Origin of the sequence: Gelidibacter sp., assembly GCF_039916245.1 — a bacterium.
GTDB lineage: Bacteria > Bacteroidota > Bacteroidia > Flavobacteriales > Flavobacteriaceae > Gelidibacter.
The window spans coordinates 65,332-91,991 of sequence record NZ_JBDSLS010000108.1; the positions used below are offsets into that span (position 1 = coordinate 65,332).

At 36.1% G+C, this 26,660-nt stretch carries 23 protein-coding genes and 1 other RNA gene; 13 read left to right on the forward strand and 11 right to left on the reverse strand.

The features are described from left to right. Window positions 1–237: 237 nt before the first annotated feature. From ABIQ28_RS05570 to ABIQ28_RS05590, 5 genes are read right to left on the reverse strand one after another with little or no spacing between them, the layout of a single operon-like run. Complete coding sequence (locus ABIQ28_RS05570) at window positions 238–1,134, reverse strand: IS3 family transposase (protein ID WP_348035891.1); 897 nt, start codon at window positions 1,132–1,134, stop codon at window positions 238–240. Further along, window positions 1,134–1,445: a transposase gene (locus tag ABIQ28_RS05575; RefSeq protein WP_348035892.1), complete on the reverse strand. Its 312-nt coding sequence runs from the start codon at window positions 1,443–1,445 to the stop codon at window positions 1,134–1,136. Before ABIQ28_RS05575 ends, ABIQ28_RS05570 begins: the two co-directional genes overlap by 1 nt. Before the next feature lie 53 nt (window positions 1,446–1,498). Next, entirely contained in the window at window positions 1,499–3,412 is a 1,914-nt protein-coding gene (locus tag ABIQ28_RS05580; protein ID WP_348035893.1) for an OmpA family protein, read from the reverse strand. A gap of 11 nt (window positions 3,413–3,423) precedes the next feature. Further along, window positions 3,424–4,341: a type IX secretion system membrane protein PorP/SprF gene (locus tag ABIQ28_RS05585; protein ID WP_348035894.1), complete on the reverse strand. Its 918-nt coding sequence runs from the start codon at window positions 4,339–4,341 to the stop codon at window positions 3,424–3,426. A gap of 10 nt (window positions 4,342–4,351) precedes the next feature. Continuing rightward, window positions 4,352–8,500, reverse strand: coding sequence for a gliding motility-associated C-terminal domain-containing protein (locus ABIQ28_RS05590; RefSeq protein ID WP_348035895.1), 4,149 nt, complete (start codon window positions 8,498–8,500; stop codon window positions 4,352–4,354). A gap of 462 nt (window positions 8,501–8,962) precedes the next feature. On the opposite strand from ABIQ28_RS05590, the gene ABIQ28_RS05595 reads away from it, so the two are divergent. The 4 genes from ABIQ28_RS05595 (at window position 8,963) to ABIQ28_RS05610 (ending at window position 13,180) form a co-directional block, all read left to right on the forward strand. Further along, window positions 8,963–9,448, forward strand: coding sequence for a histidine phosphatase family protein (locus ABIQ28_RS05595; protein ID WP_348035896.1), 486 nt, complete (start codon window positions 8,963–8,965; stop codon window positions 9,446–9,448). Window positions 9,449–9,586: 138 nt separating this feature from the next. Beyond that, entirely contained in the window at window positions 9,587–11,647 is a 2,061-nt protein-coding gene (ppk1, locus tag ABIQ28_RS05600) for a polyphosphate kinase 1 (protein ID WP_348035897.1), read from the forward strand. A 3-nt stretch (window positions 11,648–11,650) separates the two neighbouring features. Continuing rightward, complete coding sequence (locus ABIQ28_RS05605; RefSeq protein WP_348035898.1) at window positions 11,651–12,559, forward strand: exopolyphosphatase; 909 nt, start codon at window positions 11,651–11,653, stop codon at window positions 12,557–12,559. Between the two features lie 93 nt (window positions 12,560–12,652). After that, window positions 12,653–13,180 carry an outer membrane beta-barrel protein gene (locus ABIQ28_RS05610; RefSeq protein ID WP_348035899.1) on the forward strand — a complete coding sequence of 176 codons (528 nt, stop codon included), beginning with the start codon at window positions 12,653–12,655 and terminating at the stop codon, window positions 13,178–13,180. 92 nt (window positions 13,181–13,272) lie between these two features. Here the strand turns inward: ABIQ28_RS05610 and ABIQ28_RS05615 are convergent, their stop codons facing one another. From ABIQ28_RS05615 to dnaX, 3 genes are all read right to left on the reverse strand, one after another. Then, window positions 13,273–13,854, reverse strand: a complete 582-nt coding sequence (locus ABIQ28_RS05615) for a tRNA-(ms[2]io[6]A)-hydroxylase (protein ID WP_348035900.1) — start codon at window positions 13,852–13,854, stop codon at window positions 13,273–13,275. 73 nt (window positions 13,855–13,927) lie between these two features. Next, complete coding sequence (locus tag ABIQ28_RS05620; protein ID WP_348035901.1) at window positions 13,928–14,488, reverse strand: hypothetical protein; 561 nt, start codon at window positions 14,486–14,488, stop codon at window positions 13,928–13,930. 55 nt (window positions 14,489–14,543) lie between these two features. Continuing rightward, window positions 14,544–16,277, reverse strand: coding sequence for a DNA polymerase III subunit gamma/tau (gene dnaX / locus ABIQ28_RS05625; RefSeq protein ID WP_348035902.1), 1,734 nt, complete (start codon window positions 16,275–16,277; stop codon window positions 14,544–14,546). A gap of 237 nt (window positions 16,278–16,514) precedes the next feature. On the opposite strand from dnaX, the gene rnpB reads away from it, so the two are divergent. Then, window positions 16,515–16,852: RNase P RNA component class A (gene rnpB / locus ABIQ28_RS05630), an RNA gene on the forward strand. Window positions 16,853–17,027: 175 nt separating this feature from the next. On the opposite strand, the gene rsmD is transcribed toward rnpB, so the two are convergent. Genes rsmD through ABIQ28_RS05645 form a run of 3 tightly spaced genes read right to left on the reverse strand, consistent with a single transcriptional unit; the run spans window position 17,028 to window position 19,109 of the window. Then, window positions 17,028–17,570 carry a 16S rRNA (guanine(966)-N(2))-methyltransferase RsmD gene (gene rsmD / locus ABIQ28_RS05635; RefSeq protein ID WP_348035903.1) on the reverse strand — a complete coding sequence of 181 codons (543 nt, stop codon included), beginning with the start codon at window positions 17,568–17,570 and terminating at the stop codon, window positions 17,028–17,030. Beyond that, window positions 17,570–18,379, reverse strand: a complete 810-nt coding sequence (locus ABIQ28_RS05640) for a DUF3822 family protein (protein ID WP_348035904.1) — start codon at window positions 18,377–18,379, stop codon at window positions 17,570–17,572. The genes rsmD and ABIQ28_RS05640 overlap by 1 nt, the downstream gene beginning before the upstream one ends. 4 nt (window positions 18,380–18,383) lie before the next feature. After that, complete coding sequence (locus ABIQ28_RS05645) at window positions 18,384–19,109, reverse strand: hypothetical protein (RefSeq protein ID WP_348035905.1); 726 nt, start codon at window positions 19,107–19,109, stop codon at window positions 18,384–18,386. A gap of 205 nt (window positions 19,110–19,314) precedes the next feature. Between ABIQ28_RS05645 and ABIQ28_RS05650 the strand changes: the two genes are divergently transcribed. The 8 genes from ABIQ28_RS05650 to ABIQ28_RS05685 all read left to right on the forward strand — a co-directional run. Next, window positions 19,315–20,742 carry an AAA family ATPase gene (locus ABIQ28_RS05650; RefSeq protein WP_348035906.1) on the forward strand — a complete coding sequence of 476 codons (1,428 nt, stop codon included), beginning with the start codon at window positions 19,315–19,317 and terminating at the stop codon, window positions 20,740–20,742. Window positions 20,743–20,811: 69 nt separating this feature from the next. Then, window positions 20,812–21,372 (forward strand): DUF4126 domain-containing protein, encoded by a 561-nt coding sequence (locus tag ABIQ28_RS05655; protein ID WP_348035907.1) that lies wholly within the window; start codon window positions 20,812–20,814, stop codon window positions 21,370–21,372. A gap of 46 nt (window positions 21,373–21,418) precedes the next feature. Beyond that, a complete protein-coding gene (kdsB, locus tag ABIQ28_RS05660) occupies window positions 21,419–22,147 on the forward strand; it encodes a 3-deoxy-manno-octulosonate cytidylyltransferase (RefSeq protein WP_348035908.1) in 729 nt (242 codons plus the stop codon). Next, window positions 22,138–22,863, forward strand: a complete 726-nt coding sequence (locus tag ABIQ28_RS05665; protein WP_348035909.1) for an HAD family hydrolase — start codon at window positions 22,138–22,140, stop codon at window positions 22,861–22,863. The genes kdsB and ABIQ28_RS05665 overlap by 10 nt, the downstream gene beginning before the upstream one ends. A gap of 11 nt (window positions 22,864–22,874) precedes the next feature. Then, a complete protein-coding gene (locus tag ABIQ28_RS05670) occupies window positions 22,875–23,957 on the forward strand; it encodes an iron-containing alcohol dehydrogenase family protein (protein ID WP_348035910.1) in 1,083 nt (360 codons plus the stop codon). A 1-nt stretch (window position 23,958) separates the two neighbouring features. After that, window positions 23,959–24,507: a 1-acyl-sn-glycerol-3-phosphate acyltransferase gene (locus ABIQ28_RS05675; protein ID WP_348035911.1), complete on the forward strand. Its 549-nt coding sequence runs from the start codon at window positions 23,959–23,961 to the stop codon at window positions 24,505–24,507. Between the two features lie 581 nt (window positions 24,508–25,088). Continuing rightward, window positions 25,089–26,369 (forward strand): TolC family protein, encoded by a 1,281-nt coding sequence (locus ABIQ28_RS05680; RefSeq protein WP_348035912.1) that lies wholly within the window; start codon window positions 25,089–25,091, stop codon window positions 26,367–26,369. A 2-nt stretch (window positions 26,370–26,371) separates the two neighbouring features. After that, window positions 26,372–26,660: hypothetical protein (locus ABIQ28_RS05685; RefSeq protein ID WP_348035913.1), on the forward strand; the 289-nt coding region annotated here is incomplete at its 3' end.

Consider the following 26,660-nt stretch of genomic DNA (forward strand, 5'->3'; position numbering starts at 1 on the left):
TAGTCCACTCGATAAACGATCCAAAGCCTGTCATTCGATAGATTTAATTCAAAGGAATCAGATTCATAATTCAAACATTTTACACGCCAATTTTATCATTGGGAGTTCTTTTAGAAAAATTATTGCATAAAAAAAAGCAGACCGAATTGGTCTGCTTTTTTAATCTTATTTTATAGATAATTAATCTTGTTTTGACCCCTATAAAACAAGAGTGTTCTTTTAAATTTCGATTATTAATTATGCGGTTAAATTATTCATTAAAATCAACTGTTTGTCCTGATTCCATTTCTCCATTGGTGTAATTCGTCCCAAGAGGCCGTGAAGCCTGGTATTGTTATAAAAATCAACGTACCTCTTTAATATTATTTGAATTTCGCCAAAGGTTCTGTAATCAACTCTGTTAAAGACTTCTTTTTTTAATATGCCATGATATGCCTCTATGTGAGCATTTTCTTCTGGCGTTGCTACATGTGTAAACTCTTGCTGGACTCCTATTAGACCAAGGTATTCTCGTACACTTCTAGCAATAAACTGACTTCCATTATCACTTCTAATAACAACCCTTTCAGGATATTCATAGTCTAAAAACAAGAGCGACAGTAACTCTATAACTTGAGCCTGTTTTATAGAAAAAGAAAAATAGTCTTTTAATATTTTACGTGTATGAACATCTATTACAGATAACAAATAGGCGTTTTTACCCGCGCTTGGAATCCAAACCATCTTTATATCCATTTCTAAACATTCAAAAGGTCTAGAGGTCTTTACTTTTCTAAATTTCACAAATTTTCGCCCAGAACCACTTCTATTTATACGGTTTTCTAACTTGAGTAAACCTTCCTCTTTCATTATCCTGTATAGTTTCTTATGATTAATTAGATAGCCGTCTCGCTTTAAATAAGCGGTCATTAAACGGTATCCACAATCTATAAACTCATGACTTAAAATGTCTTTAACCGACCTTATTACTGTATTTTGATCTACCCAACCATTTGTCTTGTGATAGGTAGTTTTACTGGGTGTATTGCCCTTTTTACCAAGACTTGGCCTACGATAATAACTGCTATGTACCATACCAACCATATCGATTATTTTGGTCTTACTGATAGCGTATTTTTTATAAATAACATCCACTAAATCTTTCTTGGATCGGACGTCCCAAACTTTTTTTTTAAAAGTTCGCGTCCAACTTCTAATTCTATTTCCTTGTTGCTTAATAGCTTACGGAGTATCCTGTTTTCTTCTTCTAACTGCTTTAATTCCTTGCTGCGAGTATCATAGGTAACTTTTAGGCCAGCTTCTCCATTATTGTCGTGCTTCTTCTTCCAGCTATATAAAGTTCCCGAACTGACGCTGTATTTACGACAGGTCTCAACAGCTCCTATCTCTTCCGAACAGGCTAGGATCTCTAACTTCTCTGCTAAACTCCATTTCTTGTATTTCATATCTCAAATGTATAGATTTGAAATTTAAAATAACACTCCGAACTTATAAGGGGCTAATCTAAATCTTTCAATATATAAAAGTAGGATCTTCTGTTCAACTGGTGCTCTTCTGCGGTACATTTAACGCCGTTTGAACATTTGTTGAGCAATTGGGTTTCGCCATAACCGATAGCGCTTTCAATGCGATCTTTGGCAATTCCTCTTGAAAGGATATAATCTCTTGTGGATTTTGCTCTTCTATCAGATAGTTTCATGTTGTAACTGTCACTTCCTCTACTATCTGTATGCGATTCAATTTTGATAACCATTTCAGGGTGTTCTCTCATGACGTCCACAATATGTTCCAATTCATATTCTGCATCTGTTCTGATATTCCATTTGTCAAAATCGAAGAAAATAGGGTTGATGACAATTTGATTCGCGTCAATTAACGGTGTCAAGTAAAGATCGGCATTGTTAATTTTGCCATCTTCAAAATTAGTCGCTACTTCTTTTAAAGCATCTTTGTAATCTTTTTTGCTACCTAAAACCGTATAGGTCTTGTCACAATCTGCATTAAATTCAAACGCTCCAGTGTCTGATGTTGTCACTGTGGCAACGATCTTTCCAGATTTATTAATCAGCTTCACTTCAACATTAGCTAGAGGTTCGCTGTTTTTAATATTTCTGGCAATTCCTTGGATTAGCTGCTTGCAAGGTTCTGCATTAAACGCGTAAATATCATCATTTCCTTTTCCACCAGGTCGGTTAGAGGAGAGGTAGCCTGTTTTGCTCCCATCATTCATATAGAATGCAAAATCATCATAACTACTGTTATAAGGTGCCCCAAGATTTTGAGGTTCGGCATTTGCATCCAATAGGATATTAGTCTTATAAATATCCAATAAACCTAAATTCAAATACCCATCAGAAGAAAAGTAGAGCGTATTATCCTTAGCAACGAAAGGGAACATTTCACGTCCTTCAGTATTTACTTTTGGACCTAGATTTCTAGGTTCGCTATACTTTCCATTTTCTAAAATGTCAACTTCATAAATATCCGTTTGGCCAAAGCCGCCTTCACGATCGGATACAAAATATAATTTTTTGTTATCTGGACTTAAGGCTGGGTGACCATTGGAAAAGTATTTATCATTAAATGGAAGTTCAACAACGTTTGTCCATTTTTCATTATCTAAAGTAGCTTTATACAATTTTAGATGTGAAGTTCCCTTTCGATCATAATCCAATTTGTTTCTTCTGTCAACATTATCTCTCGTAAAATACATGGTTTGACCATCATTAGTGATCGCAACAGAGGCTTCATGATATGGTGTGTTAATTTTTGAAGAATTGATAAAATCAACATCGCTGTATTCTTTTTTCCCGTCATTATCTTTTACGATGACCTGATAAATATCTAAGAAAGGTTCATCGTTCCAGCCGTATCTCTTTTTCAATTTGACATCTCTGGCAGATGCGAAATAAAGTATGCCATTCGCCATGTAGCCACCAAAATCAGAAAACTCAGTATTGAAAGGCATGTTCTCAAGTTTCACAACCACATTTTCAGTAGATGCCAAGTCTTCATAAAGATCGAGATTGTTAGCGTCAAAATCTTTCACACGACTATCGCCTCCTTGAATATCTTTAAATTTCACCAACCATTTGTCAGCCTCCCTATAGTCTTCAATACTTCTTAAGCTCTGAATATATTTGAAAAGAACCTCAGGATTAATCTTGTTGTATTTGTGAACAGCTTTACCGTACCAAAATGCGGCTTCCTTTGATTTTGAGTTGTTATAGTAACAGTCACCCAAACGTGTGAGGACATGCTCACTACTATCTCCTTTTTTTACAGCTTCTTCATAAAGCTCAGTGGCTTTAACGTAAGAATAGTTATCAAAGAATTTATCTGCCAGCTTTTTTTGAGCAACCATGAATGTGCTACTAAGCGCAAAGAGAAATATAAATAATTTTGTTTTCATAGTCATAAGTTTTAGAAGTATCGAGGCGATTTAATACGTTTGTTCTTAAAGATTTCGAACATTAATAAAATTTCATGTGTCCCACTTGTGTAAGGTCTTAGGTCAGAAAAAGGATATTCGTAGGCATATCCGATTCTTAGCTGTTTTGACACTTGAAAATCAGCAATCCCTCCTAAAGCAGAAGTTCTTTCATCAATTCTGTAAGATCCACCAATCCAAAACACTTCATTAAACAGGAAGTTTGCCGTTAAATCCAAAGATAGTGGTGCACCGTTGGCAGCTTTTACTAAGAATGCCGGTTTAAATTTGGTTGATTCATTTAGGTCAAATACATAGCCTCCCGTGAAATAGTAGCTCAAACGTTCCAATGCTTCAAAATTGTCATCGCCGTTGTAATCGGTATTCAACATTCTTGGAGCAGATAGTCCCAAGTACCATCTGCTACTATGCCAATAGACACCGGCACCAATATTCGGTTTCCATCTGTTTTCATAGCCGTAGATAACAGGATCGTCAAACTCTGCTTCTCGGAAATCTGAATCCAAACTAAATCCGGTAAAACCAGCTTTCAATCCGAATGCCAATTTAGTGTTTTCTCCTGTTTGAATGCTATAAGAAAAGTCAGCATAAACATATTGGAAATTTTGATACCCAAGTTCGTCATTGATGAATGACAATCCTAAACCAATCTTTTCATTGCGCAGTGGTGCGTGTACAGATAGCGTTTGAGTAGTTGGCGCTCCTTCGAGTCCAACCCATTGGCTCCTGTGCAGTCCTACCACACTCAAGGTTTCTCTACTACCAGCATAAGCTGGATTTATGGAGATGGTGTTGTACATATACTGTGTAAACTGAGGTAGTTGTTGAGCAACGCCCACCCAGCTAGTGAACAGTATGAAAACGATGATATTAAACTTTACAAATTTCATAGGTTAAAATTTATTTGGTTGCAACGTAGATAGGTCCTGCGAAAGGTTTCAATCCACTGTTTTTTAGGTTAACGACGTAATAATATGTACCTGATGGTACGTAATTTGAACTTCCTACCGAAGCTTTAGATGCTGTTCCATTCCAATCATTTTGGTAATTCTTGGACTCATAGATCATAGCACCCCAACGGTTGAATATTTGAACTTCATAAGTAAAGCCACAGGTTTCTACTCCAGTTATCGTGAAGAAGTCATTCTTTCCATCAGCATGAGTTGTCACAGCTTTTGAAATGACCACATCCTCAGCACCACATGACAATGGCACACAGTCATCATTTAGGACAATGTTTACTAAGGTTTCAGTAGGGCAATTCTCATCAGCTACAGTGTATTTGAAAGTATAGGTTCTTAAATCCATTTTATAAGGATTAAAAGTACTTCCATCCAATGTTGCATTACCGGTTACCACGCTCCAAGTACCAACTTCCTTATCAACAGTTCCACTCAATAAGCTGAAGAGGTCAAAATCAAAATCATCATCATTACAAAGTTCTGTATTAATGGCAACGATTGGATTAACAATAATAACGTTGATAATTTGCGTGTGAATTGAGATGTTGTCACATAGGTCAGACACTGTCCAGGTTCTGGTAATAACATAATTTTTACTATTATCACCGGCCGTTGATGTTTCGGTAAATGCAACCTCAATATTGTTTGAGCATGCATCCTCAAATACCAATTCAGGAACCATAGGAATGTTATCACATGTTATGGTAATCTCCGCTTCGTATTCAGTTACTAGGTTAGGAGCATTAGTATCTTGAACGTTTATGGTTTGTGATGCTGTTGAAGTATTCCCACAAGCATCAGTAGCCGTCCAAGTTCTTGTTATTGAATAGTTGTTATCACATGCACCAGCAACAGTCACGTCTTCATAAGTCAATGCCACTTCGGAGTCACAAGTATCGGTCGCAGTAGCCGGTGCGAACGCATATGTAGATCCGCATTCCACTGTTGATTCTGCAGGTAATTCACCAAATACTGGAGCAGTTACATCTTGCACTTTTATAATCTGTATGCATTCCATTGTATTGATAACCGTGATTTCATCGTCAGCATATTCTGTAATCGTGTAAGTCCTTGTAACGGTCTGTGAACATTCACCGTTATCTGAACTATTTGATGCTGTGATTTTGATGATGCCACATGAAGAATCATCAATGCGTCCATTACCATTGCCTAGAGCTTCAAATTCTTTGATACTATAGGTGGTTTGATTTGGCAAATTACCATAACATTCAACGTTAAGATCAGCAAAAGTTGGGCAAGTAACTTCAAATACATTAAGCTTCACTGTTATTGTCGCTAATTGTGACTCATTAGCAAGAACATCTTTCATAAAATATTGAACAGATGCCTCCGTAAACGTTGCTACTGGTGAAAAGGTTACCACTCCGTTTGCATCTACAGTAAAAGTTCCTTGATCGGCGATTACAACTGAAGTTGCTGGCGCCAAAGTTGCAGGATCAATTAATTGAACAGAAGCTATATCAAGAGCGTATGAGCCTTCGCCGTCATTAGTAAGCACATTTATAATAGTGTTCGTATCGACGGTACCACATGTGATATCGTCATTGGCGACAGGAAGCGTAATTTGATTTTGACATCTTGCACCGTCCCCAGGTTGTAATCCTACCATTGCGGAGCTATAGAATGCTGCGGCAACACCACCAGTTTCAGGAGAAGCAATTTTGTAAGTGTTACCTGAAGCGTTATTGGCAATAAATAAATTCCCCATGCTATCCATAAAGGCCGTTCCGAAAGATGAAGTAGTTTCAGCTTCCAATCCGGTAATTATACCCAAATCGGTAACACTGTTGGCTGCAACATTATATCTTAACAATTTTGGTGTTGAAGAACTTGTTACCATATAAATGTTATTATCCAAAACGTTATAAGCTAAATCATTTACGGATGAACTATAATTTACTAAGTTGATGGCAACTAAATAATTTTGATTAGCAGGATTAAGATTTATGGAAACAAATTTAGAACCATTATATAAATAGAGAACACCGTTGTGATCAATATCTCCTGAGCTATAGTATCCTGGGGTAAATGAGCCCGTAATATCCAAATATTCAATGTCTCCAGCATTATCGATTTTCGCGATTTTATTAGTCCTTTGAAGAAGTCCATATAGATAATTGTCTAAAATATTATAACCAATCGCATTAATAAAACGATGTGGAGAACTGGTGTCTTCTACTAACGGATACTTTACTAAATTTTGAACGTTGGTTGCTAAATTAAGAGTGTAAAGTCCAGTGACATAATTATTTTGGTCAGTACCAGTATTAGTTAATATAAAAGCCAATCCGTCGTCACAGTTAAATGGCAACGCTAAACAATCAAAAGGTGCATATCCAGATAGTACGACACTGTTACAACCATTAACATCAGTGATTTCTACATTATAAGTGGCGAGTGAAGCAGCAATCGGACTGGAAACCCAAGTAAATGTTTTGTTTCCATTATCGGTAAATACTCCCGGTGCGCCATTACCATTAGCTTTCAAAGGTGCATTACCATTGAAGATGGCTTTAATGATATATGAAGTTTTATTATCAGTACAAGTGAGTTCTTCTGAACCAACCAGAGAAACACCTCCAGATATTTCAACCGTAACTGCTAATCTCTCGAGACTTTCACAACCTGAACTTGTCGTTTGTGCTGCATAATAAGTCTTTTCTTCAAGTACTGTTGATGAAGGAAGGGCTGTTGTGCTCGTTGCGCTAGCATACCATTTGATAGAAGAGCCCGTTGCTTTCAAAGCAGTAATGGTTAAGGCCTCTGTTGTACAAAATGATTGAATACTGGCACCTGTTGGAGCAGAGGTTGTGTTTAGTGTAACCGTTATTGACGCCTGGTTCGACACCAAACCAACAGTATCTGAAACAGTATAATTTATTGTAGCCTCCGTAAAAGCAACCAGTGGCGTAAAGGTCATAATTCCTTTATTATCAACACTAAATGTCCCTTGTCCTGCAACTGTAACGGTTGTTGCGGCTACATTTGTGATAGGATCAATAAGTTGAACAGAAGCCAAATCTATGGGATAAGTTCCTGATCCATCATTTTGAATCAAATCAATGCTGATTGTTTCATTTTTTATCAAACATGCTTGATCCTTTACGGCATTTGGAGAGATTGATTTATTTGGGCAACGGGCACCGTCTCCAGGAGAACCAGTTAAAGAGTTAAAAGGAACTGCGACAAGACCTCCCGAATGAGGTGACGCAATTTTATAAATATTACCAGAAACATTATTAGAAATGTACATATTGCCCACACTGTCCATAAATGCTGTTCCAAATGAATTGGTGCTTTCAGCTGACAATCCAGCTACATTTCCAAGTGAAGTCACTGTATTAGTTGCTATATTGAAACGCAAGAGTGTTCGACTACTATCACTAGTTATCATATAAATATTGTCATCGATTGGACTGAATGCGATATCATGGAACGTCTTAGAATACCTCAATAAAGTCTTTGCTTCTAAATAATCCGGAGCAGATGGGTTTAAGTTTATAGAAACAAATCTGCCTTGTCCATAAATATAAAGAACACCATTTTTATCGACATCACCTGAACTATAATCTCCAACTCCAAAATCACCGGTAATAGTTAAAAATTCCATTGCACCTGTGGCATCGATTTTAACTGCCGTGTTGGTGCCCTGAAGAATACCATAAATGTAGTTGTCCACAACATTATATCCAATCGCATTGACAAACTGAGAAGACGTTTTGCTGTCTACCAATGGATATTTTATAAGTGTTTGTGTTTTTGTTCCTAAGTTGTATGAGTGTAACCCACTAACATTTCCATTTGGAGAAGTTGTATTAGTAATGATGTAGACTAAACCACTTTCACAATTGAATGGGTCTACCATTGGCCTAGACTTAGGAGTTGACCTATGTTTGGCAGTACTATACTCATTTATTACCGCATCATTGATGTGTAAATAATTTTCAGTATTAACCCTAACACCTTGCTTGGATTGGGTTGCAGGCTTCGATGTGTTCTGTCCTGTGACATCAAACACACTTGCGAATAGCATAAAAAATAATACTAAATTTAATTTTAGTAGCATTGGAGTAAAGATTATCTTCATAGCGTTACGATTGGAGTTTAAATCTTAATAGGTCAACTAAATTAATAGATGACAAAAAACAATTTATTAATATGAAATTTATTTGAGGGAAGGCACTATAAACTAATGCATGTTGGATTAAAAAATTATTTTGATTTAGGGTCATATAATAAATAGGTTGAGACAAATAAAGAGCGATAAAAGCTTCCAATCAAATAAAAATGGCAAATCACATATATAATCGTTAAAAGGCTCTGTCAGTAATGTTTATCGACTAATTCGACCTTTTGAACGAAGGCAAGGATTGAAAAAAAGCGAGGAAAGATTCTCGATCGGTTATTTTTTATCATAAATTAGAGGTATAGAAGGTTAATAGTCAGCGGTTTTAAGACGCAAGTTTAAACTATTATTCTTACATACCCAACACTTTGTCGATAAAATAAGCTTTTAATCGAAGTGAAAATGAAAACAATCGTAATGATAAGACATGCAAAATCCTCTTGGGATGATGATGTCAGTGACTTAAATCGCCCATTGAGTCTGAGAGGTTTTTCGGATGCAAATTTAATTTCTAAGGAGTTTAAAGCCTATGATTTTCATCCTGATGCCATCTATTCCAGTCCGGCAATCAGAGCAGCTACAACTTGCAAGGTTTTTATGGAGAATTTAAATCTACCAAAAAGCTTATTGCTTATTGAACAAGAACTCTATGATTTTGGTGGCAATCAGGTGCGTCGGTTCATAAAATCATTGGATGATGACTTGAACAAAATTATGATCTTCGGACATAATCATGCCTTTACATCCTTGGCCAATAGTTTTGGAGATACGTATATTGATAACCTCCCTACGTCAGGTCTTGTCATGATCGACTTTGACGTCAATCATTGGAAAGAGGTAAATGTAGGAAAGACCAAAATGATCCTGACGTCTAAAGATTTTAAATAATATTAGTTTTTTCATTGTGTCAATTTGTACTAAAAAAGAGCATCTTTTAAGTTAACAAACTGCTATATCTTCTATCGTGCCTTTATTTTAAATTATAAATAGAATATATTTGTCAGAGATATAATTCAGCCCCGCTTAATGGTTACAGATATAAATTCCAATACATACATCAATAGGGAGTTAAGCTGGTTACAGTTTAATGAACGAGTTTTGCAAGAAGCTGAAGACGAAACCGTTCCTCTCATAGAGCGTCTTCGTTTTTTGGGTATTTTCTCAAATAATTTAGATGAGTTTTTTAAGGTAAGATATGCCACTGTTAAACGCATTGATCAAGCCGGAAAAACTGGCAAAAGTGAATTGGGTGGAATTTCAGCAAGTGAATTGTTGGAAATTATCACGCTAATTGTCATTAAGCAGCAAAGTGATAGTCTTGAGATTTTAGCGGCCATACAAAAACGATTGGAAGATGAAAATATTCATATGGTCAACGAAACTCAAATTGATGACATCCACCATCGTTTTATTAAAAACTATTTCATCCAGTACGTAAGTCCAGCATTGGTTACCATCATTTTGAGCGATCTGGTAAAACTACCTACCTTAAAAGATCATGCGGCCTATTTGGCGGTGAAAATGGTATTCACTAATCAAAAAAAACAGTTCGCACTTATTGAGATTCCTAAAACAATGGATCGGTTTGTCGTGCTGCCAAAAAAAGGCAAGGACAATTATATCATCATGTTGGACGATTTATTGCGTTATTGTCTAAATGATATTTTCAACATATTTGAGTACGAATCTATCTCAGCACACATGATCAAAATTACACGTGATGGCGAACTGGATTTTGAGAGCGATTTGAGTAAAAGCTTTATCGAGAAAATTTCTGACAGTGTGAAACATCGTCAAATTGGAGAACCTGTACGATTTGTGTATGACAAAACGATAGATGAAGAAACCTTGTTATTACTCATGAATATGATGGGCATCGACTCCAAGGATAGCGTTATTCCTGGAGGGCGTTATCATAACCGACGTGATTATATGGATTTTCCAAGTTTGGGGCGAACCGATTTATTGTATGAAAAGATAAAACCTTTACCGGTAAAAGGATTGAGTTTAGAAACAAGTATCTTTAATAATATCGCCAAAAAGGATTATTTACTGCATACACCTTATCACACTTTTTCCTACGTGGTCAAGTTTTTAAGGGAAGCCGCCTTGGACCCGAAGGTAAAAACTATTAAGATCACAATTTATCGACTGGCGCAAATTTCGCATGTAGCCAGCTCGTTGATCAATGCTGCTAAAAACGGCAAAAAAGTAACGGTTTCCATTGAGTTGCAAGCGCGATTTGATGAGCAAGCCAATATTGATTATGCCGAACAAATGGAATCGGACGGTGTGAATCTTCTTTTTGGTGTGAAAGGCCTTAAGGTGCACAGCAAGATGTGTGTTATTGAACGCGAAGAAAACAATAAAATAAAACACTATGGATTTATAAGTACCGGCAACTTCAACGAATCCACAGCCACGCTGTATACCGATTATACCTTATTCACCTCCGATCCACGGATTTTGAAAGATGTGGTTAAAGTTTTCGACTTTTTTGAAACCAATTATAAAATCTTCAGGTATAAACATATTATTGTATCGCCTCATTATACCAAAACAAAATTGTATAAACTCATTGACAATGAAATTCTCAATGTCCAAAGTGGAAAACCAGCATTTATTAAACTGAAACTCAATAGTGTTTCTAGTTATATGATGATTGATAAGCTTTATGAGGCCAGTAGAGCAGGCGTGAAAATTCAGATGATCGTTAGAGGTATCTGTTGCTTGGTGCCTGGAATAAAAGGAATGAGCGAAAATATTGAGGTCATCAGCATTATCGATAAGTTTTTGGAGCATACCAGATTGTTGGTGTTTTGCAATAATAATGATCCCAAAGTTTTTATTTCTTCAGCAGATTGGATGTCAAGAAATATAGAAAATAGGGTAGAAGTGACCTGTCCTATCTATGATAAAGATATCAAAAATGAACTTTTGGATGTTTTTGAGATTTCCTGGAATGACAATGTTAAAGCACGTTTATTGTGTGGTAACCATGAAAATAAATACAAACACAATAATTTGCCAAAAGTCAGATCGCAATTTGCTATGTACGATTATTATGCTAATAAACTGCAAAACTAAACTATGCTAACAATTAAAAAATACGCGGCAATTGACATTGGATCTAACGCGATACGCTTGCTTATTTCTAATATCATTGAACAAAAAGGAAAGCCCACCCTTTTTAAAAAGAGTGCATTGGTTCGTGTGCCCATTCGTTTGGGAGCAGATGTGTTTTTAAACCAAAAAATTTCTATAGAAAATGAAATGCGCATGATTGATACCATGAACGCGTTCAGGTTACTCATGAAATCGCATAAGGTAGTTGTTTATAAAGCCTGTGCAACATCTGCAATGCGCGAAGCGGAAAACGGACAGGAAATTGTAAAACTCATCAAAAAACAAACGAAAATAAAGATTGACATCATTGATGGCGAAGAAGAAGCGGCAATTATTGCGGCTACTGATTTGAACAGCTTTATCGATAGAGGTAAAACTTATTTATATGTGGACGTAGGTGGTGGAAGCAGTGAATTTTCTGTGATTCATCAAGGAACAACCATAGCTTCAAAATCCATTAAGATTGGTACTGTAAGATTGTTGAATGATATGGTTCAAAAAGAAACTTGGTTAGAGTTGCAAACGTGGATCAAGCAAAACACCAAAGATTTTGAGAAAATTGACTTGTTAGGCTCTGGTGGAAACATCAATAAAATTTTTAAAATTTCCGGAAAAGCCATGGGAAAACCTTTAACGTATTTCTATTTGACCTCCTATTACAATATGTTACAATCGTACAGTTATGAAGAACGAATTACAGAATTGGATTTAAATCAAGATAGGGCGGACGTTATTATTCCAGCAACCAGAATTTATCTTTCAGCCATGAAATGGAGTAATGCCAAGTACATTTATGTTCCTAAAATTGGACTATCTGATGGGATTGTTAAAAGTGTTTATTTTGGTACGGTTTCAAGTGTAAGCTTGGTATAAACTAGCCGTTTATCTTCTTTATACTGTTACATACCTAATATATCTTTGAAATGATTAATTTCAATATATATTCACAACCTCAAATAAGAAACTATGAAAAAAATATTTACTCTTTTACTTTTTGCAGGTATTACCACCTTTTCATTTTCTCAAGACACTAAGTACGGCGTGCACTTTGCGGCCAACGTTTCCAACATGGATTATGATGTCGATGGGATTGTCGCCAATCCGCATAGACTCGGATTTGTATTTGGTGCCTTTGTAGATTTTGGCCTGACCGAAACCTTAGCGGTAATGACTGAATTGCAATATTCTCCTGAAGGAGCAAATTTACAGTATTATAAAACGGATTATCTCAACTTACCAGTCATCTTGAATTACAATATTTTCGGTGGATTTAAAGTTGGTGTTGGCCCGCAGGTAGGATTAAAAATTCATAAGAAAGATGACGGATTTAAGAATTTCGCATTCTCAGGTGTTGGATTTGCCGAATATATGATTACCGACGAGATTGGAATCGATTTCCGTTATTTATATGGAATTTCAAATGTGTTTGACGAGGATTTAAATATTAAAGCCAAACAAGGTGTCATGCAATTTGGTTTTACATACAGGCTGTAATAGCGTTGAAAATTATTTAAAAAAGTAAAGCTCCGAAATTATCGGAGCTTTACTTTTTCATTGAAAATGTTAGTTACTAAGATCATAGCATTCTAACCATGAATGGTTTCTTTGACACTTAAATTTTTCATGATTTCTGCTTCAAAATCAAGCAATTCATTCCATTTTTGATCCACTTCTTTTCGATCGCCATATTGTCTGGCAAAGCCTAAAAACATCGTATAATGATTGGCTTCACTGACCATTAATTTTCTGTAGAATTCAGCCAGCTCTTTATCCTTTAATTCTTCTGAAAGCAATCGGAAACGTTCACAACTTCTAGCTTCAATAAGTGCAGCGTAAAGGAGTCTGTGGACCAATTGTGTTGTTCTGCTACCACCCTTTGGGAAAAACGTTAGTAATTGAATGACATAATCATCTTTTCGATCTCTCCCAAGCGTCCAACCATTTTCGAGGATGCGATCATGTACCATTTTAAAATGACTGATTTCCTCTTTGACCAAAGCCACCATTTCCTGCACCAGCTCCGTATATTCAGGAAAGCTAACAATCAAAGAAATAGCTGTGCTAGTCGCTTTTTGTTCGCAATAGGCATGATCTGTTAAAATATCTTCTATATTTTTTTCAACGATATTGACCCAACGTGGATCAGTAGGTAATTTAAGTCCGAGCATGTTTTTTAAATTTTTAATATTTCTTCTTTTGTCATTTTGACGAAGCAAAAATCACGTTATTTTTATTTTTTCTTTAAATATGTTCTTCTATTAAGTTAAGCGTTTGTTGACCATTGGCATCAATAGACATTCTGTACAATTTATAAGCCTTATTTTTAGGATTGATAAAGGAAATATCCAATTTGATATCGTTTGCAGTTGAAAGTTCCTGATTTACCCAAGTATGTTGTAAAGTCGCGCTGTCCCAAAATGGATCAGCGTTAATCGTTTTAAATTGTTTAGCAGAAATGTGCATGCTAAAAATATCTTTAGAGGCATTAGAAATACTTATTTCAGATGCAAATACCCGTTGGTAATTGGTCTTTTTATAAATGGCGTCTGTAGCATCTGAAACAAGAATTTGTTCATCTAAAAGCGAATAGTTCTTGATGTTAACCTTTATGTGGTTGGAAATAATGGTATCCGTGACGATTTCAACATAGGCTTCTGGTTGGTAGGTGACCATTTCAATAGGACTACTTTTTAAGTTGAGTTTAGCTATAGCACGTTCTAAAGCTTCCTTTTTGGTTTGCCTGCCATCACAACTCAAGCAAACTACTGAAATTAAAGCAACTACTAAAAGGACGTTTTTCATGTATAAGTGATGTTTTTGTCCTGATACTTCAGAACGGGTAGATGATGGTTTGACGTTAAACATCCAATCCAAATGTAATTCTCAAAAGCTCAATATTTGGATTTTTCTCTTTTAACTTCTCATATTTATCCATCGATGAAAAGGCGTATTGCTTGGCAATTTCCTCATTGACATGGATATGTAAAGATAAGTTAAAATTCCGAAGCGTTGTTCTGAGATGTTCCATTAATGGGAATTGCGCGCGCTCCAGTTCTATCTTCAATGATTCATTTGGGAATGAGACATGGATTTCAACCCCCTTTAAAACTGGTTTACTCATTTCCAACATCGATACCATGATCTTTTCTCCTTTAGTATTTAAGGAGTTGATGTAGGTTTCCCAAGCTTTTGAAAAGGCTTCAGGAGTAAAATCATCTGATGGCAAATCATTAGGATCAATAACAACCTCCATTTGTTTGATCAAATGTTCTCTTTTAGCTTTAATACTTTTTAAGGAAAGCCCCGAGGTACGATTGGCATCCGGTTTTAAATCAATTTTAGGCGTGCTTTGTTGGCTATACGGATTTGGGATTTCCGTTTTTTTAGGTTCAGCAATTATCTGTGCTGGTTCAGCGACCGCAGGCGTGCTAACAATCTCCTCTTGCTTCGGAAGTGTTACAGGCACAGGTGTGATTCCTTTTTTCTTGAAGTAAGATGCCGGAATTATGTAATGTTTGCTATTTTTTTTTTCTCCATCAAAAGTGATAGAGGCAAGTTGCATTAAGGTGAGTTCAACAAGTAAGCGTTGATTTTTACTGCTTTTGTATTTGAGATCACAGTCGTTGGCGAGCTCGATGCCTTTCAGCAGAAAATCATAAGAGGTCTTTCTGCACTGTTCCATATATTTCACTTTGGTATCATCGCCAACTTCAAGAAGTTCTATGGTCTGTTCATTTTGACAAACCATTAAATCCCTAAAATGAGAAGCCAAACCTGCTATATAATGATGGCCATCAAAACCTTTTGATAAGGTTTCATTAAACAGAACAAGTAATTCAGGAATTTTATTCTCTAAAATTAAATCGGTACTCGTAAAATATGTTTCGTAATCAAGAACATTCAAGTTCTCTGTTACTGCTTGTCTGGTAAGATTTTTACCAGAAAAACTAACCACTCTATCAAAAATGGATAAAGCATCACGCATGGCACCATCCGCCTTTTGAGCGATAATATGGAGGGCATCGTCTTCAGCGTCTATCCCTTGTTCTTGTGCAATATATTGCAAATAGTTTTTGGCGTCCTTTACCGTAATACGCTTAAAATCAAAAATCTGACAACGCGATAGGATGGTTGGAATGATTTTATGTTTTTCAGTAGTTGCCAAAATGAAAATACAATGCTTTGGTGGCTCTTCCAACGTTTTTAAGAACGCATTAAAAGCAGCTTGAGAGAGCATGTGCACCTCATCAATAATATAAACCTTGTATTTCCCTACTTGTGGTGGAATTCTAACTTGATCCGTTAAGTTCCGGATATCATCAACCGAGTTGTTAGATGCCGCATCGAGTTCAAAAATATTGAAAGCAAAATCTTCATCTTCCTTTTCTGTACCGTCACTATTGATCATTTTAGCCATGATACGCGCGCAAGTGGTTTTTCCAACACCACGCGGACCAGTAAACAGTAAGGCTTGAGCTAAATGATTGTGTTCAATGGCATTCAACAAAGTATTGGTAATAGCCTGCTGGCCCACAACATCCTTAAAGGTTTGTGGTCTGTATTTGCGTGCCGATACTACGAATTGTTCCATTGGTTATGCTAGATTCAAGTTCGGGTCTAACTGACCTCTAACTGAAAGGAACAAAGTTATAAATTCGGCACCAATAAAGGAATTACAAACGGAGATTTTAGTATTAGTTATCAACAAAGGGCGTAATAAGTTGTAAGCGCCCTGAGTATTGGACTGAAAAAGATGGATTTTTAATAATATGAAAAATTTAGGTGCTTAAAACGCTAAGTACTTAAATCTTTAAAGTAATTTTGCGCCCAAGTAAATCGCCTTATCGCTGTCCCGATTTTTCGGGGTGGAGGAAAGTCCGAACACCGTAGTGCAACATAATGGTTAATGGCCATCGGTCGTGAGATCAGGACAAGTGCAACAGAAAGAATGTACAGGTCATGCTGTAGTGAAAGCAGGTAAACTCTATGTGGTGCAATGTCATGTATACCAACGTTTAAGGGCGGCACGCTCGATTGTTGGAGGGTAGACAGCTAAAGTGTGCTGGTAACAGTACACTCAGATAAATGATAAGGGCATTTTTATTTTTGGGATTCATTTTCCAAAATAAAAATGTACAGAATTCGGCTTATAGATCTACTTAAACAAACAAGCTCTTTGGTACTTCCAAGGAGCTTTGTGTTTTTATATTTAAATAAAGGTAAGAAGAGGTAAAGTTAAATTTCTCCCAGATCTAGCTGATGTACCCAGCATAGATTATATCTTAAAGAAAAACTCCGCATATCTCTGTGCTTTCCTCTGTGCATCTCTGTGTAATAACTTCTACTCAGCTTTTTCAAAAAAGCTAAAGATACTTCCGCCATAATTTTTAGAATAACTGAAGTAAGGTAGTTTTGAAAGCTCCAACTGCTTGGCATGTTCCACAATTAAGAGTCCCTCATCTTTCAGTAATCCATTTTGAAATACCAATTCAGGAATTTTAGAAAATAACTCTAAACTAAAAGCATAAGGAGGATCAGCGAATATAACATCCACTTGAAGTTTCGCTGATTCTAAAAATTTAAAAACATCACTTTTTATGGTAGTGATCGGCATTTCAAATTCTTCAGCAGTTTTATTGATAAATTTAATACAGCCAAAATCTTCATCCACACACGTAATGCTTTTCGTACCTCGTGAAGCAAATTCATAACTAATGCTGCCAGTACCAGCAAATAAGTCCAATACTGAAATCTCATCAAAATAAAAATTATTATTCACGATGTTGAAAAGTGCTTCCTTGGACATGTCGGTCGTTGGACGAACGGGTAAATTTTTTGGCGCGGAGATGCGTCTTCCTTTAAATTGGCCTGAGATAATTCGCATTAATTAAAACTGTTTAAAATAAGTGAGTACTGATGCTTTGAGTTGATCTCAAGGGTATCGTTGTAAGAATATGTTTTAGAAGGTTCATCGAATTCCACATTTCTAATATAGGTGTACAGCAATTGGTAAAATGGGTCATCCTTCATAATCTTACCAGTTAACTTAACCGTAAGGTTTTCAGGATTTAGTTTTAGTTGCTCAACGCTGAAAAGTACAAAATAGATGAAATCTTCTTTTGTGAAATATTCAAAAGTATTGTAAAGTTGAAATTTACCTTTTTTAACCACAACCATTTCAAAATGGAAGGGTTCGACGTTAATGTACATTTTATCGCCAGTAGCACCTTCTTCCGCTTTCAAAATTTGTTCTAACAAAATCGTTGACGCATGCTTATATTCAAATTCCCCATAAACCTCAAAAAGATAATTGTTGATGTTCATATACGGCACAAATACATTGACGCTGTCATTAGCTTCAATTTTATCGTGGGAAATAAAATCAGTTCTGATAATTTTCGAACTGAATTTCAGATAATCCGCAGCATTATTTTCTTCAAAAAATTCTTCTGGAACTAAATTAGAAAGTTCATTTTGAAAAAGCACCACAATATTTTCGAAAGGTTGGGAGAGGAGTGGCTCTGAGGAAATGACGCCTTTTAATTCTTCCAAAACTGTTTCAGGCACGAGTTTGTTTTTAAAGTCGATGCGCTTTAAATACTCAATTTCAGAATCAGAACGGTTAAGGATACAAAAAGAAAGTCCACTCAAACTAATTTGAATGGACAGTTCTTTTATTATATGTGAATTCAAATTACTAGTCTTTTGAATAGTTTTTAGGCCAGTTTCCGTTGGTTTTAACTTCATTCATGGATCCTACAGACAGTGTAGGTCCATTAACGCCATCAACCGAAACGACTTGTTTTTCTTTAGCGATAAGATTCTCATCTTCACCATCAAGAATAATTGCTTTGTCAACGCTTGCTTCAAACACAGGAATTTTGTCTAAGAAACCTGCTTTCAAATCGAATTTCGCACCTGGTTTTCCTACAGGAACATTCATCATTGTTTTATAACGCGTATCAGCTCCAAATAAAGAATCTTTAACCGGTACAAAAGCCAAGGTGTCAACAATTACAATTTCTTTTGTAGTCACAACACCATGAAAACGCTTTGTTGCTTCGGCATCAAAAACAGTGGAGTCTCTACGCTGCGTGATTGTAAACTTCCCAGTTTCAATAAACTTTACTAATTCATCAAAGTTATCTGTAAATTTACCGTTCACTTGTTTGTATGCTAACTCTGCATCTCTAATATCTTTTAATTTTTCAATAACTACAGAATAGCGTTTTTCCTTAAGTTCATTGAATTGGATCTCTCCGTAAACTGACATGAAGGTTTGATAGCCAAGAAAAGCAATTATTGCCCAAAGTACAATGTGTAAAATTGGCTTAAAGTTTTTAGGTACAAATTTGTCAATCACCCATACGATTCCAATCGTAAGAAGGACGACAATTACAATAGCAAGAATTACTGTTAGCATAGTTTGTGAGTTTTTTTTTTATAATTGGTCTATCGCAAATCTACAATTTTTTTTTATTCACGAAAACCAAACCTAATAAAAAAGCTGAAATTAAAAAATGTATTTGTTATAAATTGTTTCAGGTCTTCAAAAATATGGTCATTAAGTTCCATCAAAACCTTATAAGCCTTACCTTTCCACTTTTAGAAATACGACTCCAATGCCGATGAACGCCTCTGAATTTTATAAGCTTTTAAAACAAAAATTTCCGTTTGAACCCACTTTAAAACAGAATATAGTGCTGGATCAGCTCTCAAATTTCGTTTTTGACACCAGTTCAAATCAATTATATCTCTTAAAGGGATTTGCAGGGACCGGAAAAACCAGTATTATCGGCACCTTGGTTTCCAATTTATGGCACATCAAAAAAAGTACTGTATTAATGGCACCGACAGGACGCGCTGCAAAAGTCATTTCTAATTATTCGGGAAAGGAAGCTTTTACCATTCACAAGAAAATTTATTTCCCTAAAAAGGATAAAGGTGGTGGTGTCAAGTTTGTGATGCAACCCAATAAACATCGTGATACTATTTTTATAGTTGATGAAGCCTCTATGATTCCGGATGCACCTTCAGATTCCAGTTTATTCGAAAATGGGTCCTTATTAGATGATTTGATGCAATACGTTTATTCAGGTCATAATTGCAAATTATTACTTATAGGCGATAAAGCGCAGTTGCCACCTGTCAAATCTGATTTAAGTCCGGCATTGGACAGCATGCAACTCAATCTTAATTACAACAAAAACGTCATTTCCATGGAATTGGACGAAGTTGTAAGGCAAGAACAGGATTCTGGAATTTTGATGAACGCTACCCATCTTAGAGAAGTTTTGGAAGGTGAATTTTTTGAGTCTTTCAAATTTGATCTTAACGGCTATTCAGATATTGTGCGATTAGTGGATGGCTATGAAATTATGGATGCCATAAATGACGGCTATTCCGACCAAGGCCATGAGGAAACGGCCATTATTGTAAGAAGCAACAAACGGGCTAACCTTTATAATAAGCAAATTAGAGAACGCATTTTAAACAATGAAAATGAACTCACGGTCGGCGATTTTTTAATGGTGGTAAAGAATAATTATTTTTGGGTTAAACCAACTTCCGAAGCCGGATTTATAGCCAATGGCGATATCATTCAGGTTTTGGAGATTTTTAGCATTCAGGATTTATACGGATTTCGATTTGCGGAAGTGAAAGTGCAAATGGTGGATTATCCAAAAATGGCACCTTTTGAAACCGTTTTGCTTTTGGATACCATTGAAGCCGAATCGCCTTCATTGCCTTATGAGGAGTCTAATAGGTTGTATCAAGAAGTTCAAAAAGACTATGAAGACGAAACCTCTAATTATAGAAAGTTTTTAAAAATCAAGAACAACAAGCATTTTAACGCCTTACAAGTCAAGTTTTCTTATGCTATTACCTGTCATAAATCACAAGGTGGACAGTGGCATACGGTTTTTGTAGAACAGCCTTATTTGCCCAACGGCATTGACAAGGATTATTTGAGATGGCTTTATACCGCCATAACCAGAGCAAAAGAGAAGTTGTATCTGATAGGTTTTCCTGAGGAGTTTTTTGAAAATCCATAGAAAGCACTTAAAACCGTAAAGAGAAATTTTAATTTATTACGATCCACAACTTAACAACAAACAACAAAAATGGAAACCATCATCAGCATCTGCCTCGGCATAGGACTGGCTGCTTCAGTTGGGTTTAGAGTGTTCTTGCCCTTATTTGCGCTCAGTTTGGCTTCTTATTTTAACGTATGGGAACTTAACGCCTCATGGCTTTGGATAGGAAGTCTGACAGCTGTCATTACTTTTGGTGTGGCCACTTTAATTGAAATTCTTGGGTATTATATTCCTTTCGTCGATAACTTATTGGATACGATTGCCATTCCGTTAGCAACCCTTGCCGGAACCGCAATCATGGTTTCTACAATGGTCGATTTAAGCCCCATAATCACTTGGACATTGGCCATTATCGCTGGAGGCGGAACCGCTGCCACCATAAAAAGTGCTGCAGGAGCATCTCGCATTACCTCAACAGTTTCAACCGCAGGATTTGGAAATCCGTTAGTATCAACCATTGAAACAGGTGCTTCCATCATCATTTCCTTCTTTGCCATTTTTTTGCCAATTGTTGCAGTGCTCTTGGTTATATGTGTTTTGTTCATCATTTTTAAACTTTATAAAAAGATTAGACATTCCAAATCGTAAATACCTTAAATAGTTTTAATTTTGGATAGATTTTTTTTGAACCACTATGAAGATAATTTCAATGATTCCGGCGCGTTACAGTGCCACACGTTTTCCAGCTAAACTGATGCAGGATTTGGCGGGTAAAACCGTTATTCGCAGAACTTACGAAGCTACCGTCGCTACAAATTTGTTTGATGAAGTGTATGTGGTGACCGATAGTGCCATCATTTATGATGAAATTGTGAACAATGGCGGTAAAGCCATCATGAGTATAAAAGATCACCAGTCGGGCAGTGATCGTATTGCTGAAGCGGTTGAGAATTTGGATGTTGATATTGTTGTGAATGTACAAGGTGATGAGCCTTTTACTGAACGCGAAAGTTTAGAGAAGCTTTTGAACGCTTTTAAAAGTGATCATCAGAAAGAAATCGATTTGGCATCTTTAATGGTGGAAATTCATGATTGGGACGAAATCAGCAATCCAAATACTGTAAAAGTCATTGTGGATCAAAATAATTTCGCACTTTATTTTTCAAGAAGTGTCATTCCATATCCAAGAGATAAGGAAGCTGGCGCACGTTACTTTAAGCACAAAGGGATTTACGCGTTTAGGAAACAAGCACTGCTTGATTTTTATAAGTTACCAATGCAGTTCATTGAGGCTTCTGAAAAGATAGAATGTATTCGTTATTTAGAATATGGCAAACGTATTAAAATGATTGAAACCAATGTTGAAGGTGTCGAAATAGATACTCCAGAAGATTTGGAACGCGCAAAACGTTTATGGAAATAGATTATAGTAACATTAAAGTGATTGGCTTTGATGCCGATGATACCCTTTGGGTCAATGAAACCTATTTTAGGGATGCTGAACTTGAATTCTCAAAGTTGATGGCGCCTTATGAAACGGCAAATACTATTGATCAGGAGTTATTTAAAAGACAAATAGAAAATCTGCCCTTGTATGGCTACGGAATCAAAGGTTTTATTCTGTCAATGGTTGAAATAGCCTTAGAACTGTCAAACAATTCTATCAGTAATAAAACAATTGACGCGATCCTGAATATTGGCAAGGAGATGCTCAGTAAGCCTGTTGATCTTTTGGAAGGTGTAGAGGAAGTTTTGCTGACATTATCTCAAGATTACCGATTGATCGTTGTGACCAAAGGCGATTTATTGGATCAGGAGCGAAAATTGGAAAAATCTAAAATAACCCATTATTTTCATCATATAGAAGTCGTCAGTGATAAACAGGAAGCTAATTATTCCAAATTATTGAACCATTTGGATATTAAACCTTCTGAATTTCTAATGATAGGAAACTCATTGAAATCAGATATTTTACCTTTAATTAATATAAAAGCAAATGCTATTCATGTGCCATTTCATACCACATGGATGCATGAACATGTCGTTGCCACTGAAAAAGACAACAAAAAATATAAAACCATAACTAGTTTATTGGAGGTTCTTCCATTATTGAACAAAAATCAAAAAACTAGAGTTTAAGACTTTAAAAAATGACTTATAGAAATTACCCAATGGTGTCCAGGGTTGTTTTTGGACGCGGCAGTTTTAATCAATTAGGTGATATTATAGAGCCAAAACGATTAAATGCCAGAGCACCATTTATTTATTTGGTAGATGATGTTTTCAAAGGAAATGCTTGGTTAACCTCGAGAATTTCTTTGGCTTATGCCGATCAATTAATTTTTATTTCAGCAAATCACGAACCAACAACCTCTCAAGTTGATGACTTGGTCGAGCAGATTATTTTAGAACATAAGGACAGACCTTCAGGTATTATTGGCATTGGAGGAGGAACACTTATGGATTTAGCAAAAGCTGTCGCCATTATGCTCACTAATTCTGGCCATTCTAAAGATTACCAAGGTTGGGATTTAGTAAAAACACCGGCCATTTATCATGTTGGCGTGCCCACTATTTCTGGAACAGGCGCCGAAGTATCACGAACAACTGTACTGACAGGGCCTGAAAAGAAACTGGGCATCAATTCAGATTACACGCCTTTTGATCAGGTTGTTTTAGATCCAGAATTGACCCAAAGTGTTACTAAGGACCAATGGTTTTATACGGGAATGGATTGTTTTATCCATTGTGTGGAATCCTTAAATGGCACCTTCTTAAATGCCTTTAGTCAGAGTTATGGCGAAAAGGCTTTCGACTTATGCAAGGAAATATTTATTGATGGAAACGGTTCAAAAGAAGAATTACAGGACAAATTAATGATGGCTTCTTGGCATGGCGGTATGAGTATCGCCTACTCTCAAGTAGGTGTGGCGCATGCCCTGAGTTACGGTCTTGGCTATCTTTTAGGAACCAAACATGGCATAGGAAATTGCATTGTTTTTGATCATTTGGAAGAATTTTATCCAGAAGGGGTCGCCTTATTTAAAAAGATGAAAGAAATCCATAATATCGAAATTCCTCAAGGCATTTGTTCGCAGCTCGAAGATTATGAATTTGACATTATGATTGATGTGGCTTTAAGTTTGGAGCCACTTTGGGAAAATGCCATTGGTAAAAACTGGAAACAGTCCATTACAAGAGAAAGATTGAAGGCTTTATATCAAAAAATGTAGGATGAGATGGTTATACGAATTTATCTACTTTAAGATCTTAGGGTGGAAAGTAGTTGGGAATGTCACTATGTCAAAAGACACCATTAAAAAGGCGGTTGTCATTGCGGCACCTCATACCAGTTGGCATGATTTTTATATTGCAGTGTTGATGCGTCGGGTTATTGGAATCAAATCCAATTTTGTGGCAAAAAAAGAACTTTTTAAATGGCCTTTAAGCTATTATTTTAAAGTCATTGGAGGCGCACCTTTAGATAGACGTCCTGGTCAGAACAAAGTAGAAGCCATTGCTAAGCTATTTGAAGGCAAGGAGGAGTTCCGCTTGGCCTTGTCTCCCGAAGGCACCAGAAAGAAAGTACACGAGTGGAAAACTGGGTTTTACTATATCGCAAAAAAAGCAAATGTGCCGATCATCATGTTTACTTTCGATTTTGAGCACAAACAAAACAAGATTGCAGAACCTTTTTATCCTACCGATAATATGGAAGCCGATTTTGAGTATATGCGTTCGTTTTTTGCGGGAGTCAAAGGGAAAGTCCCAAAACTTTCATAATATTTATTTCATTTTCAGGACAATGTCATCATAATTTAACCTCTGGCATACAATTTGACAAGGGACGAATGCAGATGACTAGTGAAACATACAGTAAACATTTTTTTGTCCCTAAAGAGAAACATTAGTAACCTTGCAACACAAAAGCTATCTTTTTTTAAAGGTAGCTTTTTATTTTATAAGGATTGAGAGCAGACTAGAATTGATCGGTCAGCTTTTAAAATATGAAGTGTAAACTTTCTATTGATTGTGAAATCATTGCTATGAGAAAGAGGAAGGCCAACAAGAAATTTTTGGCCTTTTATGATGCTATTAACAGTTAGAGAACTGATGTCGTTTTGGATAAGGTTCTCGGTTCCTAAATATTAGATATTAAAGAGTTTTTACTTGCTTAGATCGCTCCATACTTTCTGTTTTTTTTTGTTCTTTAAAAACTCTTTAGATTCTCTAAATATGTTTATTGACATTTAAGTTTTAAAATGGAAGATCTGTTTATTTTTTTAAACTTATAAAAGCAACCCTTTTTAGGTGCAGTAAAATCATTTATAACTATCTTTAATTGAGTTAAATAAAGTATTATTTTGAAGCTATTACTGTTTTTTATTTTTGCATTTATTTTAGGTTTCGAATTGGAAGCCCAAGATATGGTAAGTCTTGATTATTTTTTAAATCAAGCGGAAGTGAATACGCCAACTTTAAAGGAAAACAGAAATCTGTTAAAAATCGGAGAGCTTCAGAATGCCATTATCCAAGCTCAGAATAAGGCCTTTCAGGTGAATGTGACTTCCGATGTTTTGGTTGCGCCCTTTTTCAATAGCAACGGTAAAGCTATTGACGTCACAACGACACCATCAGCTAATGCTATTGGATATGATGTTAGCATCACAAATGGTGGCCTGTATTCTGCACAAATAAATGTGATGAAAAACCTATTTAATCAGGCCATTACTGATCGTCTCTTATTTCAAAATAAGTTACAGAATAATTCAATTTTACTTACTTCGGAAGAACTGAAACACAATCTCACTAAAACTATTACGGACGCATATATTGTCGCCTATCAGTTGCAATTGCAGGAGAGTTTTACAAAAGATATCTTAAAGGATCTTGAAAATCGGTTGCAAGTGGTTGAATTGATGGTAAAACGCGCTGTGTTGATGGAGAGTGATTATTTGTTGCTCCAGTTGGATATTGATAGCAAAAAGCTGGAATTGCAACAAATTCAAAATAGTCTCAAAGTGGCCATCAATCAACTCTACATCTTGAGTAGTGTGCCTGTGAGAAATACCGAAAGCTTGGACGTTCCAACTATAACTGCCATCACAAATCCCAATTCTTTATTTTATCAAAAGAAATTCGAAAACGACAGTTTGCAACTGCTCGCCAATCAAAATGTCTTTGAAAGTCGGTATAAGCCGCAAGTATCGGCCTATGCCAATACCGGTTTAAATGCGAGTGAAATTCCAAACATCTACCGAAAGATTGGCGCTAGTGCAGGTATCCGATTGACAATTCCTATCTATGATGGGAACCAACGAAAATACAATGCACAGCAAAGCCTTCTAAAGGAGGAAAGTCTTGCGTTTTATAAAGAGAATTCTAAAATCCAAATGAAGAATAATTTGGAAAGTATCCGTCAGCAGATCAATCAAAATGAAATAACGCTGCTGTTGTTGGAAAAGCAACTAAAAAAACAGGAAAACATCCTTGAGATCTATAAAGGGAAATTAGTTCAAGGGCAAGTCTCCATTGTAGATTACTTAACAGTGATTCAGAATTACAAACTGAACGTTTATACCAAACTTCAAATGCAAACCAATCGCTGGTTATTGCTGAGCCAGTATAATTATATAAACTGGTAATTATGAAAGTACCCGGCCTAAAAATTTTCATCATCTGCATTTTGTTTGTTAATGCTTTTAGCTGTAAAAAGTCGAGTGATACCATTCTTGAAAAAAAAGCACCTATTAATGTGACCACGGTCAAAGTAGCGCAAAATGACATGAAGGAATATTTGACCTTTAACGGCGTGACTTTATATCAAAAAAAAGAAAATATACGGGCCCATGTTACCGGTTATATCTCTTGGATGAACTATAAGATAGGAGATAAAATAAATAGTGGACAAACTTTTGCATCGGTTAGAACCAAGG

Coding starts and splice junctions, on each gene's coding strand:
- rsmD (WP_348035903.1), bottom strand. CDS start 17,570: ATGCGAATTATCTCAGGCCAATTTAAAGGAAGACGCATCTCCGCGCCA.
- ABIQ28_RS05585 (WP_348035894.1), bottom strand. CDS start 4,341: ATGAAATTTGTAAAGTTTAATATCATCGTTTTCATACTGTTCACTAGC.
- kdsB (WP_348035908.1), top strand. CDS start 21,419: ATGAAGATAATTTCAATGATTCCGGCGCGTTACAGTGCCACACGTTTT.
- ABIQ28_RS05615 (WP_348035900.1), bottom strand. CDS start 13,854: ATGCTCGGACTTAAATTACCTACTGATCCACGTTGGGTCAATATCGTT.
- ABIQ28_RS05620 (WP_348035901.1), bottom strand. CDS start 14,488: ATGAAAAACGTCCTTTTAGTAGTTGCTTTAATTTCAGTAGTTTGCTTG.
- ABIQ28_RS05650 (WP_348035906.1), top strand. CDS start 19,315: ATGAACGCCTCTGAATTTTATAAGCTTTTAAAACAAAAATTTCCGTTT.
- ABIQ28_RS05670 (WP_348035910.1), top strand. CDS start 22,875: ATGACTTATAGAAATTACCCAATGGTGTCCAGGGTTGTTTTTGGACGC.
- ABIQ28_RS05610 (WP_348035899.1), top strand. CDS start 12,653: ATGAAAAAAATATTTACTCTTTTACTTTTTGCAGGTATTACCACCTTT.
- ABIQ28_RS05655 (WP_348035907.1), top strand. CDS start 20,812: ATGGAAACCATCATCAGCATCTGCCTCGGCATAGGACTGGCTGCTTCA.
- ABIQ28_RS05575 (WP_348035892.1), bottom strand. CDS start 1,445: ATGAAATACAAGAAATGGAGTTTAGCAGAGAAGTTAGAGATCCTAGCC.
- ABIQ28_RS05580 (WP_348035893.1), bottom strand. CDS start 3,412: ATGAAAACAAAATTATTTATATTTCTCTTTGCGCTTAGTAGCACATTC.
- ABIQ28_RS05675 (WP_348035911.1), top strand. CDS start 23,959: ATGAGATGGTTATACGAATTTATCTACTTTAAGATCTTAGGGTGGAAA.
- ABIQ28_RS05595 (WP_348035896.1), top strand. CDS start 8,963: ATGAAAACAATCGTAATGATAAGACATGCAAAATCCTCTTGGGATGAT.
- ppk1 (WP_348035897.1), top strand. CDS start 9,587: ATGGTTACAGATATAAATTCCAATACATACATCAATAGGGAGTTAAGC.
- ABIQ28_RS05665 (WP_348035909.1), top strand. CDS start 22,138: ATGGAAATAGATTATAGTAACATTAAAGTGATTGGCTTTGATGCCGAT.
- dnaX (WP_348035902.1), bottom strand. CDS start 16,277: ATGGAACAATTCGTAGTATCGGCACGCAAATACAGACCACAAACCTTT.
- ABIQ28_RS05590 (WP_348035895.1), bottom strand. CDS start 8,500: ATGCTACTAAAATTAAATTTAGTATTATTTTTTATGCTATTCGCAAGT.
- ABIQ28_RS05645 (WP_348035905.1), bottom strand. CDS start 19,109: ATGCTAACAGTAATTCTTGCTATTGTAATTGTCGTCCTTCTTACGATT.
- ABIQ28_RS05605 (WP_348035898.1), top strand. CDS start 11,651: ATGCTAACAATTAAAAAATACGCGGCAATTGACATTGGATCTAACGCG.